The organism is Martelella mediterranea (assembly GCF_021021415.1).
GTDB classification, from domain to species: domain Bacteria; phylum Pseudomonadota; class Alphaproteobacteria; order Rhizobiales; family Rhizobiaceae; genus Martelella; species Martelella mediterranea_C.
The window spans coordinates 45,460-59,258 of sequence record NZ_JAINWJ010000009.1 but is presented as its reverse complement, the minus strand read 5'-3'; the positions used below and the strand labels follow the sequence as shown (position 1 = coordinate 59,258).

The 13,799-nt window shown below is 64.7% G+C and carries 10 protein-coding genes; 7 read left to right on the top strand and 3 right to left on the bottom strand.

Annotated features, from left to right (window positions below; all coding sequences use genetic code 11):
* Nucleotides 1-143: 143 nt before the first annotated feature.
* On the top strand, nt 144-782 hold the full coding sequence (locus K7H91_RS07030; protein ID WP_230719486.1) for a nucleoside triphosphate hydrolase: 639 nt from the start codon (nt 144-146) through the stop codon (nt 780-782).
* Between the two features lie 13 nt (nt 783-795).
* Here K7H91_RS07030 and putA read toward each other — a convergent pair whose 3' ends face one another.
* Complete coding sequence (putA, locus tag K7H91_RS07025) at nt 796-4,224, bottom strand: bifunctional proline dehydrogenase/L-glutamate gamma-semialdehyde dehydrogenase PutA (protein WP_230719485.1); 3,429 nt, start codon at nt 4,222-4,224, stop codon at nt 796-798.
* Between the two features lie 105 nt (nt 4,225-4,329).
* Here putA and K7H91_RS07020 point away from each other — a divergent pair, with 105 nt between their 5' ends.
* Nucleotides 4,330-4,806, top strand: coding sequence for an Lrp/AsnC family transcriptional regulator (locus K7H91_RS07020; protein WP_330165994.1), 477 nt, complete (start codon nt 4,330-4,332; stop codon nt 4,804-4,806).
* Nucleotides 4,807-4,914: 108 nt separating this feature from the next.
* Here K7H91_RS07020 and K7H91_RS07015 read toward each other — a convergent pair whose 3' ends face one another.
* Together K7H91_RS07015 and iolG are read right to left on the bottom strand one after the other, a co-directional pair.
* Complete coding sequence (locus K7H91_RS07015; protein ID WP_230719484.1) at nt 4,915-5,922, bottom strand: substrate-binding domain-containing protein; 1,008 nt, start codon at nt 5,920-5,922, stop codon at nt 4,915-4,917.
* 189 nt (nt 5,923-6,111) lie between these two features.
* Nucleotides 6,112-7,104 (bottom strand): inositol 2-dehydrogenase, encoded by a 993-nt coding sequence (gene iolG / locus K7H91_RS07010; RefSeq protein ID WP_230719483.1) that lies wholly within the window; start codon nt 7,102-7,104, stop codon nt 6,112-6,114.
* Nucleotides 7,105-7,222: 118 nt separating this feature from the next.
* Here iolG and K7H91_RS07005 point away from each other — a divergent pair, with 118 nt between their 5' ends.
* The 5 genes from K7H91_RS07005 to iolB all read left to right on the top strand — a co-directional run bounded on the left by K7H91_RS07005 (nt 7,223) and on the right by iolB (nt 13,641).
* A complete protein-coding gene (locus K7H91_RS07005; RefSeq protein WP_230719482.1) occupies nt 7,223-8,032 on the top strand; it encodes a MurR/RpiR family transcriptional regulator in 810 nt (269 codons plus the stop codon).
* A 128-nt stretch (nt 8,033-8,160) separates the two neighbouring features.
* Entirely contained in the window at nt 8,161-10,071 is a 1,911-nt protein-coding gene (locus tag K7H91_RS07000) for a bifunctional 5-dehydro-2-deoxygluconokinase/5-dehydro-2-deoxyphosphogluconate aldolase (protein WP_419197449.1), read from the top strand.
* The gene (gene iolD / locus K7H91_RS06995; protein WP_230719480.1) at nt 10,068-11,891 is read left to right on the top strand and encodes a 3D-(3,5/4)-trihydroxycyclohexane-1,2-dione acylhydrolase (decyclizing); all 1,824 of its coding nucleotides are present in this window, start codon (nt 10,068-10,070) and stop codon (nt 11,889-11,891) included. The genes K7H91_RS07000 and iolD overlap by 4 nt, the downstream gene beginning before the upstream one ends.
* A 2-nt stretch (nt 11,892-11,893) precedes the next feature.
* Nucleotides 11,894-12,796, top strand: coding sequence for a myo-inosose-2 dehydratase (gene iolE / locus K7H91_RS06990; RefSeq protein ID WP_230719479.1), 903 nt, complete (start codon nt 11,894-11,896; stop codon nt 12,794-12,796).
* A 29-nt stretch (nt 12,797-12,825) separates the two neighbouring features.
* The gene (iolB, locus tag K7H91_RS06985) at nt 12,826-13,641 is read left to right on the top strand and encodes a 5-deoxy-glucuronate isomerase (RefSeq protein WP_230719478.1); all 816 of its coding nucleotides are present in this window, start codon (nt 12,826-12,828) and stop codon (nt 13,639-13,641) included.
* The last annotated feature ends 158 nt before the right edge of the window (nt 13,642-13,799 follow it).

Here is a 13,799-nt window from a genome sequence, read left to right as displayed (position 1 = left end):
TATGTGGACAAGTTGTGTCCAGCGGGGCGGCGGGGCCGGCCTATTCGCTTGTTTTGTCGCGCTTTCTGAGGGACAGTCGGCCCCATTATTGCCGGCAGCGCTTCAAGACGGGTGCCTGGCAAAACTGCGCCGGGGGAGGGACCATGCCGAAGACAATAACCAGGGTCGAAGAGCTGCTTGATGTGCTTTCAGCCTTGTCGGGTGGTCGCCGGCTGGTGGCAATCGCGGGGGCGCCCGGCAGCGGCAAGTCCACGGTCGCGGACGATCTCGTTGCCCGCCTCAACCGGCGGACGCCGGGTTCTGCCGCGGTCATTCCGATGGACGGGTTTCATCTCGATGACGGGTTACTGGAGGCGCGCGGGGCGCTGTCGCGCAAGGGCGCGCCCCATACGTTCGATGTCGGTGGGCTCGCGGCGATGCTGCGGCGCCTGAGCGCCAATGAGGAAGACGAGGTTGTCGTTCCGTTGTTCGACAGGAAGCTTGAAATCTCGCGGGCAGGCGCGCGCGCCGTTCCCGCTTCGATACCGCTGTTGGTGGTCGAGGGCAATTATCTGTTGCTGGATGAGCCGGGCTGGCGCGATCTTCGCGCCATTTTCGACCTGACCATCAGCCTGGATGTGCCCTTCGAGGTTCTGGAGCGCCGGCTGCTGCAGCGCTGGAAGGACATGGGTTTTGCGCCGGAAGCGGCGCATGCCAAGGCGTATGAAAACGACCTCCCCAATGCGAAGACCGTCATTGACCGCAGCCGCCCGGCGGATATCGTCTTCCGGCCGGTTGGCTAACAGTCTTTTTGGCTCAGCTCACGCCGCCAAGCAGCTTGGCGTTGCCGCCCGCCGCCGTGGTGTCGACGCAGACATGGCGTTCCTTGAGCGCATGGCCGGCATCGGGCGCGCCCGTTACCAGCGGCAGGATCGGGCCCTTGCGGCTGGCGAGTGCCTTGCGGAGCGCCCGCGCGGTCTCCTCGTCGCCCCACCAGAGAACGGCTGAAACGCCTTCCAGATCGGCAAGGCTTTCCGGCGCGATCGCGCCGGTTGCGACGGCGGGGCGACCGCCCTGCGCGCCGACCATGATCGCCTGTTTTCTGGCGGCCTCCTTGCCCGGGCCGAGGCAGAGCAACGGCGCGCGGGGCAGCGCGGTGAGCACGTTCGATTCGCCCGTCGGTCCCGGCAGCGTGTCGCGGAACACCCGGCCCGACTCGAGGGCGGCGCGCGAAATTTCATCCCTCAGCGCTGCCGGCGACATTTCGGTGTCCCAGGCTTCGTCGACGCTCTCGGCCGCGTGCTTGCGGAAGCGGTCGAGATAGCGCGGGCCACCCGCCTTCGGGCCGGTGCCGGACAGGCCTTCGCCGCCGAAGGGCTGGCTGCCGACGATCGCGCCGATCTGGTTGCGGTTGATGTAGATATTGCCGGCCTGGATGCGGTCGGAAACGTGCTGCACGCGGTCGTCGATCCGGGTCTGGAGGCCGAAGGTCAGGCCATAGCCGGAGCCGTTGATGGCATCGATCACCGCATCGATCTCGTCCGCCTCGAAGGTCGCGACATGCAGGACCGGGCCGAAGATTTCGCGCTCCATATCCGCGATGCCGCCGATCCTGATCAGGGTCGGGGCGATGAAATGGCCGGTATCCGGCGTCGTCGTCGTCTTGAGGATGCGTCCCTCGTCCTCGGCGACGGCGAGATATTCGGCAATGCCCGCCTTGGCCTCGGCATCGATGACCGGACCGACATCGGTGGAAATCTGCCATGGCCGCCCGATCCTCAGCGCATCCATCGCGCCGGTCAGCATGCGCAGGAAGTGCTCGGCAATGTCCTTCTGGACATAGAGGCAGCGCAGCGCCGAGCAGCGCTGGCCGGCCGACTGGAAGGCCGACTGGACGATTGCCGCGACCGCTTGTTCCGGCAGCGCGGTGCTGTCGACGATCATCGCGTTGAGACCGCCGGTTTCGGCGATGAACGGTGCGCCGGGCGCGAGGTTCTCGGCCATGGCGCGGTGGATGATCTGTGCCGTCTCCGTCGATCCGGTGAAGGCGACGCCGCCGACGGCCGGGTTGGAGGTCAGCGCCTTGCCGACATCGCCGGCGCCGGGCAGAAGCTGAAGCGCGGTTTCGGGCACGCCAGCCTCATGGAGAAGCTGGCAGGCGCGCCACGCGATCAGCGGGGTCTGCTCCGCGGGCTTGGCAAGCACCGCGTTGCCGGCGGCGAGCGCTGCCGCGATCTGGCCGGTGAAGATCGCCAGCGGAAAGTTCCACGGGCTGATGCAGGCGAACACGCCGATCGGTGGCGCGCCCTCGGCCTGCCCGGCATAGTAGCGCAGGAAATCCACCGCCTCGCGTAGTTCGGCAACCGCGTCCGGCAGCGTCTTGCCGGCCTCGCGGGCGACGAGCGCGAAAATCTCGCCGAAATTCTGTTCGTAGAGATCGGCGGCCTTTTCCAGCACCGCGCGGCGGGTTGCGGCATCGGCATCCCAGGGCCGTGCGGCAGCGCAGGCGGCGTCAACCGTCTGAGCCGTCGCCCAGGTGACCGAGCCCACGACATCATGAGTGCGGGCCGGGTTGGGCACGGACGCGGTTTCGCCGGCGGGGGCCTCTGCGGCAATCAGCGGGGCCGCGTGCCACTGGTGCGTTTCGAACCGGCCGCGCGCCTCGTCGATCATAGCCAGCGTCGGCCGGTGGGCGAGATCGAAGCCGGTGGAGTTCCGTCGTTCCGGCGCAAACAGGGTCGTGCCGGTGCGAAGCTTCGTCGGCTTCACCTTGTCGAATGGATCGGCGGCGACCGTTTCCGGCGGCACGTCCTCGTCGACGATCTGGTTGACGAAGGAGGAGTTGGCGCCGTTTTCCAGCAGGCGGCGCACGAGATAGGCCAGCAGGTCGCGATGCGCGCCGACCGGGGCGTAGATCCGGCAATGGGTGTTGTGGCGCTCCTTCAGGATCGAATGCAGCGCCTCGCCCATGCCGTGGAGGCGCTGGAATTCCCAGGACTGGTTGTCGCCGGCCATATCCAGGATCGCCGCGCAGCTATGGGCGTTGTGGGTGGCGAATTGCGGGTAGATCCGGTCGGTCATGCCGAGCAGCTTGCGGGCATTGGCGATATAGGAAATGTCGGTGGCGGGCTTGGCGGTGAACACCGGGAAGCTGTCGATGCCTTCCACCTGGGCAAGCTTGATTTCGGTGTCCCAATAGGCGCCCTTGACGAGCCGCACCATGATCTTGCGGTCAAGCCGCGTCGCAAGGTCATAAAGCCAGTCGATGGTCGGCCCGGCGCGCTTGCCATAGGCCTGCACCACCACGCCGAACCCGTCCCACCCGGCAAGCGACGGCTCGGAAAGCACGGCCTCGATCACGTCCAGCGACAGGCTGAGCCGGTTGGCCTCCTCGGCGTCGACATTGAGCCCGATGCCGGCGGAGCGGGCAAGCTGGGCGAGCGTGCGCAGCCGCGGCACGACATGGTCCATCACCGTGTCATGCTGGGCCTCCTCATAGCGCGGGTGGAGCGCGGAGAGCTTGACCGATATGCCGGGATTGTTGCGGATATCGTCGGCGGTCGCGGCCTCGGAGATCGCGCCGATCGCCCGGGAATAGGCGAGGTGATAGCGCCTGGCGTCGCCCTCGGTGCGAGCGGCCTCGCCCAGCATATCGTAGCTGTAGGTATAGCCCTTTGCCTCCATGTTGGAGGCGCGCTTGAGGGCGGATGCGATCGTCTCGCCGAGCACGAATTGCGAGCCCATCTCGCGCATCGCGCGGCCGACGGCGGTGCGGATCACCGGTTCGCCGAGGCGCTTGACCGCGCCGCGCAGCGTGCTCACCACGCCCTTGTTTTCTTCCTTGAGAACCCGGCCCGTCAGCATCAGCGCCCAGGTCGAGGCATTGACCAGCGGCGAGGTGGAATGCCCCATATGCCGGCCCCAGTCCGACGGCGCGATCTTGTCCTCGATCAGCGCGTCGATGGTTTCGGCGTCAGGCACCCGAAGCAGCGCCTCGGCCAGACACATCAGCGCGATGCCCTCATCAGTGGAAAGGCCGTATTCGGCGAGGAATACTTCCATCATGCCGGGCTTGGCGTGGTTGCGGATGGCGCGCACCAGATCGGCCGCGTTTTCCGAGATGCGGGCGCGATCCTCGGCGGAGAGCCGGGCCTCATCGCGCAGCCGCTCGATCAGCTGCGATTCGTCGGCATAGGTTCCCGCGTCGATAGCGTTGCGCAGGTCTGCCTCAGTGTTTTCTGTCATGACAATTCCCTCTGGATTACCCTATTATAATCGGTAGACGGCAGGCGTTTTGCCTGATTGATATGAAAAATATTATCGTTTCGTCTGAATTTGAGGAGTTTTTCAGTGAATGAGAGCAGTGCCGATCTCGACCGATTCGACCGCGCCATCATGAACACGCTGGCCGAGAACGGCCGCATCTCGATCACGGATCTCGCCAAACGCATCGGCCTGTCGAAATCGCCGACCCAGGCGCGGGTGCGCCATCTGGAGGAGGCGGGCATCATCAGGGGATATCGCGCCATTCTCGATCCCATTCAACTGGGGCTCGACTATGTCGCCTTTGTCGAGGTGAAGCTGTCGGATACGCGCGAAAAGGCGCTGTCGGAGTTCAACAAGGCGGTGGTCGGGCTTGTGGAGGTCGAGCAGGTGCACATGATCGCGGGACGCTTCGATTACCTGCTGAAAATCCGCACCGCCTCGATGCGATCCTATCGCCGGGTGCTCGCCGAGCGGATTTCGACGCTCCCGCATGTGGCCTCGACCTCGACCTATATGGCGATGCAGTCGATCAAGGAAAACGGCATTTCAGAGGATGGCTGATGGCGCTGGAGCATCGGGCGATTGGTCGGCATCGCCCGATGCTCCAGAGTCGTTCTTTTGGCGCGTCGGGTTAGCGGAAAACCGGTGACCACTTTTCCGCCCGACGCTTTATCCGCCGCGGATCGACGAGCGCCATACGAGCTCGGCATGCAGCGTCACGGTCGGGTCGGCAGCGGGCGCGGAAAGCGGGGCGGAGAGCCAGTCGACCGCCTGTTGGGCGATCTGGTCCACCGGCTGGTCGAAGGTCGTGAGATCATAGGATTCCCAGCCGGCCTGTTCGATATTGTCGAAGCCCGCGACGCAAAGCTGATCGGGGATCGACAGCGAAAACTGGTTGCGCGCGGCATCCATGAAGCCGCAGGCGAGCAGGTCGGTGGCGCAGAACACCCCGTCTGGCCGGTCCTTGCGGGTCAGCATGCGCTGGGCGAGCGTGCGGCCTGACGCATAGGCCGTCTGGCCGTAGCGCTCGACGATCACCTCGATGCCCTCGGCCTGTCCCGCGGCCAGGAAGCCACGCTCGCGCGCCAACAGGCTCGGCGTCATCGAGGCCGAATTGGCGAAGGCGAGGCGGCGGCAGCCGGCGCGCAGGAAGGCGGTCAGGATCCGCCGCGCGGCCTCGTCATTGTCGAAATTGATCCTGAGCGGGCCTTCCTGGTCGTCATCGCGGTTGATCAGCACCAGCCGCTGGCCGTTGCGTAGGCAGAGCTGCACGATCGACTTGTCCGGCAGGCCCGAGAGAATGATGGAGGCATCCGCCCGGTAGCTGATCGCCTGGCGCAACGCCTTGTCGGCGCTGCCGTCGGAACGGTCGGTGTTGACCAGCATGGCGATCTTGCCGCGATCCTGCAGTTTCTGGGTAATGGCGCTGACGAGCGCCGAACGGTAGGGGGTGGCGACCTCGGAGGCGATCAGGCAGACGATCCCGCTTTCATTGCGCATCAGCCCGCGGGCGAGATGATTGACGTGGTAGCCAAGCTCCTCGGCCGCCGCCATCACCTTGCGGCGCGTTTCCGCCGAAACGCTGGCGCCCGGCGTGAAGGTGCGCGAGACGGCGGATCGGGAAACACCGGCGCGGCGAGCGACTTCCTGCGCGCTGACAAATTCTTTCTCGGCCATCGTTCCCCCTCGACAACCTCATTCTGCTTTGGAATGCACTGTTGTGCAACAAAGCCTTTATGAAGTTTTTGCGACAGAGCATTGACTTTCGAGAGCGGCCAAAGCGCATGGTGCACGCCTTTGCAGCGGCGTGTGCCGTGTTCCCTGCGTTGCTCCTATTTGATGGCGGCAGTGCGGAGCGTCCGACGTTCAGCCGACCGCGATCGTCTTCTTCTCCTTCACCGCCCGCACGGCCGCATCCGCAAGCGCCAGCGCCATCAATCCGTCCTCGATCGAGGGCGAGGGGGCGGTGTCGTTTTCGATACTGTCAATGAAGGCGGAGATTTCCGCAGCATAGGCGGCGGTGTAGCGGGTCATGAAGAAATCATGCAGCGGCGGGCGGGTGTATCCGTCCTTGTTGGCGATCTCGATCGAGACCGGGCGCTGGTTTTCGGCCGACACCGAGCCGAGCGATCCCAGCACCTCGATGCGCTGGTCATAGCCATAGGCCGCGCGGCGCGAATTCGAGATCACGCATTGGCGTCCGCTTGCGGTGGCGAGCACCAGGCTGGCGCTGTCGTAATCGCCGAGTTCGCCGATTTCCGGGTTCACCAGCACGGACGCCGTGCCGGAAACGGTCGCGATCTCCTCGCCAAGCAGGAAGCGGGCCATGTCGAAATCATGGATGGTCATGTCGCGGAACATGCCGCCCGAGACCTTGATGTATTCCGCCGGCGGCGGGCCGGGGTCGCGGCTCACGATCGTCACCATCTCGACATCGCCGATCCGGCCATCGTCGATCGCCTTGCGCACTGCCAGGAAATGCGGATCGAAGCGGCGGTTGAAGCCGAGCATGACGCGCCCGCCCACCTGTTTCACCACATCGGCGCAGGCGCGGGCGCGGGCGACATCGAGATCCACCGGCTTTTCGCAGAAGACCGCCTTGCCGGCGCGAGCAAAGCGCTCGATCAGGTCGGCATGGGTGTTGGTGGGGGTGCAGATGATCACCGCGTCAATGCTGCCATCGGCCTCGATCGCGTCGATGGTCATCACCGCGGCACCGGTCGCCTCGGCGATCGCGGCGGCGGCCGGTGCCATGGCGTCGGCGACCGCCACCAACCGGGCGCGCTTGTCCTCGGCGATCGCCTTTGCATGTACCTTGCCGATGCGGCCTGCGCCCAGCAGCGCTATCGTCGTGACCATGTTATCCTCCCCGTGAGCGCTGCCGGCCATGCCGGCGGCGTAAATCTTGTTGGAATATATATTCCATTTTGCTAGTTTGCAGCATGGTTTATGTCAATATCATTGTTGAGGGGAATTCATGACGGCGCCGGCCACGATCAGGGAATTCGAGGAACGACTGGCGGAGCTTGCCGGCACAATGCCGAAGAGGCTGCGCCAATGCGCCGATTTCGTGGCCGCCAACCAGGACAGGATCGCGGTTTCGACCGTGGCGGAAATGGCCGATGGCGCGGGCGTTCAGCCCTCGGCCTTCATGCGATTCTGCCAGATCATCGGCTTTTCCGGCTTTTCGGAAATGCAGAAACTGTTTCGCGATTCCTATGTCGGCGGCTGGCCGGATTATCGCACCCGGCTCAAGCATCTGCGCGAAACGGCGGCCGGAAGCCCGGTGGCGCTGCTTGCCGAATTCACCGATGCCGGGAGGACCTCGCTTGAAGGCCTGCTGAAGACGGTGGAACCGGCGGAGCTTGAAAAATCGGTGGAACTGCTCTCCGGCGCGGCGATGATCCACATCATCGGCCTCAGGCGCGCGTTTTCGGTGGCGACCTACATCGCCTATGCCTTCGAGCGGATGAATGTGCCGGCCATGCTGCACGGCGCGGTCGGCGGGCTTGCCAATTATCAGGCGGTGCGGCCGGGCGATGTCGTGATCGCCATCAGCTTCGCGCCCTATACCGCCGAGACGGTGGCCTTCGCCGAGCAGGCGGCAGGCAACGACATTCCGGTAATCGGCATTACCGACACTGTCGTCAGCCCGTTGCGACCGTTTTCGGCGACGACGCTTTCGGTCTCGGAGGTCGATTTCGGCGCCTTCCGTTCTCTGTCCGCCACGCTCGGTCTGGCGATTGCCCTGACGGTCGCCGTCGGCACCGCGCGCAACGGATCGTGAGCCTCGAAATCCGAATATTAATATTGAAATACCAAAAAATAGAATTTATAATCCAAAAATGAGCGAAACGGACGCCATGACCCTACATGGCGCGCAGGCCGGCAGGCATGTCCGGCAGGGAGGCATTATTGTCGTCACTTGACCTGATCACCATCGGCCGGTCGTCGGTCGATCTTTATGGCGCGCAGGTTGGCGGGCGGCTGGAGGACATGGCCTCCTTCAACAAATATATCGGCGGTTCGCCCACGAACATCGCGGCCGGCACGGCGCGTCTCGGCCTCAAGTCCGGCCTGCTGACGCGCGTCGGCGACGAGCATATGGGCCGCTTCATCCGTGAACAGCTGGTGCGCGAGGGCGTCGATGTGCGCGGCGTGAAGACCGATCCGGAGCGGCTGACGGCGCTGGTTCTGCTCGGCATCCGCGACCAGGAACAGTTTCCGCTGATCTTCTACCGCGAGAACTGCGCCGACATGGCGCTGTCGGAAGACGATATCGATCCGGCCTATATCGCCGAGGCGCGCTGCATCTGCGCCACCGGCACGCATCTTTCCCATCCCCGCACCGAGGCCGCCGTGCTGAAGGCGCTGCGGCTGGCGCGCGAAAACGGCGCGCGGACCGCGCTCGACATCGACTACCGCCCCAATCTCTGGGGCCTTGCCGGCCATGGCGCGGGCGAAAGCCGCTACATCGAATCGGATGCCGTTACCGCCAAGCTGCAATCCACGCTCGGCTTGTTCGATCTGATCGTCGGCACGGAGGAGGAGTTCCACATCGCCGGCGGCAGCACCGATACGCTTGCGGCGCTGAAGGCGGTGCGGAAGGTCTCCAAGGCAACGCTGGTGTGCAAGCGTGGCCCGATGGGCGCGGTGGTGTTTGATGGCGATATTCCGGCGAGCCTCGATGATGGCCAGACCGGCGAAGGGTTCCCGATCGAGGTGTTCAACGTGCTCGGCGCCGGCGATGGCTTCATGTCCGGCCTGCTGAAAGGCTGGCTGACCGGCGAGGACTGGCCGACAAGCCTGAAATACGCCAATGCCTGCGGGGCGTTCGCCGTCTCGCGCCACGGCTGTACGCCGGCTTACCCGAGCTGGGAGGAGCTGCAGTATTTCTTCCGCACCGGCATTCGCGACAAGGCGTTGCGCAAGGACAAGGCGCTCGAGCAGGTGCACTGGTCGACCAACCGCACGGGCGACTGGCCGGAAATGCGCGTCTTCGCCTTCGACCACCGCATCCAGCTTGAGGAGATGGCGGACGAGGCGGGCGTTGCGCATGACAGACTCGGCCCGTTCAAGGAACTCTGCCTGAAGGCGGCGCTGCGCGTTGCCGATGGCAGGCCCGGCTACGGCATTCTCTGTGATGGCCGGCTCGGGCGCGATGCGCTCTATGCCGCCACCGGCACGGGGCTCTGGATCGGTCGTCCGGTGGAACTGCCCGGCTCCCGCCCGCTTGAGACCGAGGCCGAGATCGGCCCGGATTTCGGCGGGCTCGGCGAATGGCCGGTCGACAATGTCGTCAAGGTGCTCTGCTTCTATCACCCGGATGATGATGCCGCCATGCGTGCCGATCAGGAGGCGACGGTGTCGCGCCTGTTTTCCGCGGCGCGCCGCAACGGGCTTGAATTCCTGTTGGAGGTGATCCCGTCCAAGGTCGCCGGCACGGATGACGACACCACGGCCGCCATCATCGACCGCTTTTATGAGATCGGCGTCTATCCCGACTGGTGGAAGTTGGAGCCGATGAAGTCTGGAGCGGCCTGGGAAAAGGCATGCGCGGCGATCAACCGCCACGACCCCTATGTGCGCGGCATCGTCGTGCTGGGGCTCGACGCGCCCGCCGCCGAACTGGAGGAAAGCTTCGCGACCGCCGCGAAATTCGATCTGGTCAAGGGCTTCGCCGTCGGCCGCACCATATTCGGAGAAACCGCGCGCAAATGGCTCGCCGGCCGCATTGACGATGATACCGCCATTGCCGAAATGGCGGAAAAATATCGCAGTCTCGCCGCAGTCTGGGACCGCGCGCGCAAGGAGAATGCAGCATGAAAACCATCCGGCTTACGGCGGCGCAGGCAACCGTCCGCTATCTCGCCAACCAGTATAACGAGGATGGCGAGCCCTTCATCGCCGGCGTCTGGGCGATCTTCGGCCACGGCAATGTCGCGGGGCTGGGCGAGGCGCTTTACGGCATGCGCGACACGCTGCCGACCTATCGCGGCCAGAACGAGCAGACCATGGCCCATGCCGCGATCGCCTATGCCAAGCAGTTACGGCGCACACGCGCGATGGCGGTCACCTCCTCCATCGGCCCGGGCGCGCTCAACATGGTCACGGCGGCCGCCCTTGCCCATGTCAACCGCCTGCCGGTGCTGTTGCTGCCGAGCGATGTGTTCGCCAATCGCGGACCCGACCCGGTGCTGCAGCAGCTTGAGGATTTCGGCGACGGCACCATGACCGTCAATGACTGCTTCCGTCCGGTGAGCCGCTATTTCGACCGCATCATGCGCCCCGAACAGCTGATCACAGCCTTGCCACGCGCCATGCGGGTGCTTACAGATCCGGCCGAATGCGGCCCGGTGACGCTGTCGCTATGCCAGGACGTGCAGGCGGAGGCCTTTGATTTTCCCGAGACGCTGTTTCAGAAGAAGGTCTGGCGCCAGCGCCGGCCGGAGCCGGATGCGGCCGAGTTCGAAGCCGCTGTCGCGGCGATCGAGGCGGCGAAGAACCCGGTCATTGTCGCCGGCGGTGGGGTGCATTTTTCCGGCGCGACGGAGACGCTCGCGGCATTCGCCGAGCGGCATTGCATTCCCGTTGTCGAGACGCAGGCCGGGAAATCCGCGCTGGCGTGGGATCATGAGCTGAATTTCGGCGCGGTTGGCGTTACCGGCACGGCAAGCGCCAACGCGGTTGCCGAAAAGGCCGATCTGGTGATCGGCGTCGGCACGCGGTTTCAGGATTTCACCACCGGCTCGTGGTCGCTGTTCAGCCATCCCGATCGCCGGATCCTGGCGCTCAACGTGCAGCCCTTCGACAGCGCCAAGCACGATGCGATCCCGCTGGTGGCCGATGCCCGCGTCGGGCTCGAAAAGCTGAGCGCGGCGCTGGGCGACAAACGCTTTGCGGCACCCGATGCGAAGCTGAAGGCCGAATGGTTTGCGAAGGCCGACGCCTATACCGCGAAGCCCGAGGACACCAACGCGCTGCCGACCGACATGCAGGTGATCGGCTCCGTTCAGCGCGCCGCGCGCGACAACACAGTGGTGATGTGCGCCGCCGGCACCATGCCGGGCGAACTGCACCAGCTCTGGAAGGCGAAGCTGCCGCTCTCCTACCACATGGAATACGGCTTCTCGACCATGGGCTACGAGATCGCCGGCGGGCTCGGCATCAAGATGGCGGAGCCGGAGCGCGACGTGATCGTCATGGTCGGCGACGGCTCCTACATGATGGCGAACTCCGAACTCGCGAGCGCCGTCGCCATGGGCGTCAAGATCACCGTCGTGATCACCGACAATCGCGGCTATGGCTGCATCAACCGGCTGCAGATGGCGACCGGCGGCGCGGAGTTCAACAACCTCTACGCCCATTCCAATCACGAAAACCCGATCGCCATCGATTTCGCCGCTCACGCTGCGGCAATGGGCGCGAACGCCACCAAGGTCGCCTCGATCGCGGAACTTGACGAAGCGCTGGCGGCGGCGCGCGAGGCGAGCGTGGTGACCGTGATTGTGATCGACACTGATCCCTATCCGACGCCGGATGCCGGCGGCCACTGGTGGGATGTCGCGGTGCCGGAAGTCTCCGAACGGAACGAAGTCAACGAAGCGCGCGCCGGCTATGAGGCCGCGCTCAAGAAGAGAAGCTGAGCATGATCCTTTACGGCACAAATCCGATTGCCTGGACCAATGACGATGACCGCAGCCTCGGCGCCCATATCAGCCTCGAGCAATGCCTGGACGAGACCGCGAAGATCGGTTTCGACGGTATCGAGAAGGGGCACAAGTTCCCGCAGGACCCCGAGGGCCTGAAGGCGGTGCTGGAGCCGCGCGGCCTGAAATATGTCTCCGGCTGGCATTCGCTCAACCTGCTCGAAAATTCGGTCGAGGACGAGAAGAAGGCGATGCAGCCCGCGCTCGAACTCCTGAAGGCGATGGGCGCGAAGGTGATTATCGTTTGCGAGACATCGAATGCGATCCACGGCGATGACTTAAAACCCGTCAATGAGCGGCCGAAGCTTGCCGACGGTGAGTGGGCCGGTTTCGGCGCGGGCGTCGAGGCGCTGGCGCAATATGCCGCCGATCAGGGTATCGCGCTGGTCTACCATCACCATATGGGGACGATCGTCGAAACCGAAGACGAGATCGACCGGTTGATGGAAGACACCGGGCCGGCGACGAAACTGCTGCTCGATACCGGCCATTGCCTGTTCGGCGGCGGTGATCCGGAACGGCTTGCCGCAAGGCATATCGGCCGCGTCGGCCATATCCATGCCAAGAATGTGCGGCCCGCCATTGCCCGGCAGGTGCGTGATGAAAATCTCTCCTTCCTCGAAGGCGTGCGGCGCGGCGTGTTCACCGTGCCGGGTGATGCCGAGGGCGGTGTCGATTTCGCCTCCGTGCTGAAGATCGCGGCCAAGGCCGGCTATCAGGGCTGGCTGGTGATCGAGGCCGAGCAGGACCCGGACGTGCGCAATCCGTTCGAATATCAGTCGCTCGGGCTGAAAAGCCTGAAGGCGATGGCCAAGGAAGCGGGTCTCGACACCGCCGCCTGAGGCGGACGACAGAAAAAGGAAAGCAAGCGATGAGCGATCTTCTCAGAAAACCGACCGCTGCCACCGGCAAGGTGCACGATATCACGCCGGAAACCGCGAACTGGGGCTATGTCGGCTTTGGTCTCTACCGCCTGAAGCCCGGCGAAAGCGCGCACGAAGACACCGGCGACACCGAAGTGATTCTCGTGCTTGTCGAGGGCAAGGCCGAGATTGCGTCGGGCGATGTCTCCTTCGGCGCGCTTGGCGAGCGCATGAGCGTGTTCGAGCGCCTGCCGCCGCATTGCGTCTATATTCCCGCCGGCAGCGAATGGTCGGCCACCGCCACGACCGATTGCACGCTCGCGGTCTGCACTGCGCCGGCAAAGCCCGGCCGCAAGGCGCAGGTGATCGGCCCGGAAGGCATCGCGCTGACCGAACGCGGCAAGGGCGCCAACACACGCTACATCTATCCGATCGCCATGGAAGAGCGCGACGTCGCCGAAAACCTGTTGGTGACGGAGGTGTTCACGCCTGCCGGCAACTGGTCCTCCTATCCGCCGCACCGCCATGACGAGGGTCGCTTCCCCGACATGACCTATCTGGAGGAAAGCTATTATCACCGTCTGAACCCCGCCCAAGGCTTCGCCTTCCAGCGGGTCTTCACCGAGGACGGATCGCTGGACGAGACCATGGCGGTGTCGGATGGCGACGTCGTGCTGGTGCCGAAGGGCCACCACCCCTGCGGCGCGCCCTACGGCTATGAGCTGTACTACCTCAACGTCATGGCCGGCCCGCTGCGCAAGTGGCGATTCGAGAATCATCCGGATCACGACTGGATCTATCAGCGCGACGCCAAATCCGAGTAAAACCGGGTCTTCCGGTGAAGGCCCCGCCGGCGGTCCGGCGACGGTTTTCCATGCCGTCTTCAGCCTTGAGTCCCCGGGCGGTTCATAACATCGGGCCTCGCGTCAAAAAAATGTCGCGGGGCGCTTGCCGAAGCAGGCAGGCTGTTTTATAGAGCAGC

Excerpts from the sequence above, each read along its gene's own strand:
- K7H91_RS07030 (WP_230719486.1), top strand. The coding sequence starts at position 144 with ATGCCGAAGACAATAACCAGGGTCGAAGAGCTGCTTGATGTGCTTTCA.
- iolB (WP_230719478.1), top strand. The coding sequence starts at position 12,826 with ATGAGCGATCTTCTCAGAAAACCGACCGCTGCCACCGGCAAGGTGCAC.
- iolG (WP_230719483.1), bottom strand. The coding sequence starts at position 7,104 with ATGGTCACGACGATAGCGCTGCTGGGCGCAGGCCGCATCGGCAAGGTA.
- iolE (WP_230719479.1), top strand. The coding sequence starts at position 11,894 with ATGATCCTTTACGGCACAAATCCGATTGCCTGGACCAATGACGATGAC.
- putA (WP_230719485.1), bottom strand. The coding sequence starts at position 4,224 with ATGACAGAAAACACTGAGGCAGACCTGCGCAACGCTATCGACGCGGGA.
- K7H91_RS07005 (WP_230719482.1), top strand. The coding sequence starts at position 7,223 with ATGACGGCGCCGGCCACGATCAGGGAATTCGAGGAACGACTGGCGGAG.
- K7H91_RS07015 (WP_230719484.1), bottom strand. The coding sequence starts at position 5,922 with ATGGCCGAGAAAGAATTTGTCAGCGCGCAGGAAGTCGCTCGCCGCGCC.
- iolD (WP_230719480.1), top strand. The coding sequence starts at position 10,068 with ATGAAAACCATCCGGCTTACGGCGGCGCAGGCAACCGTCCGCTATCTC.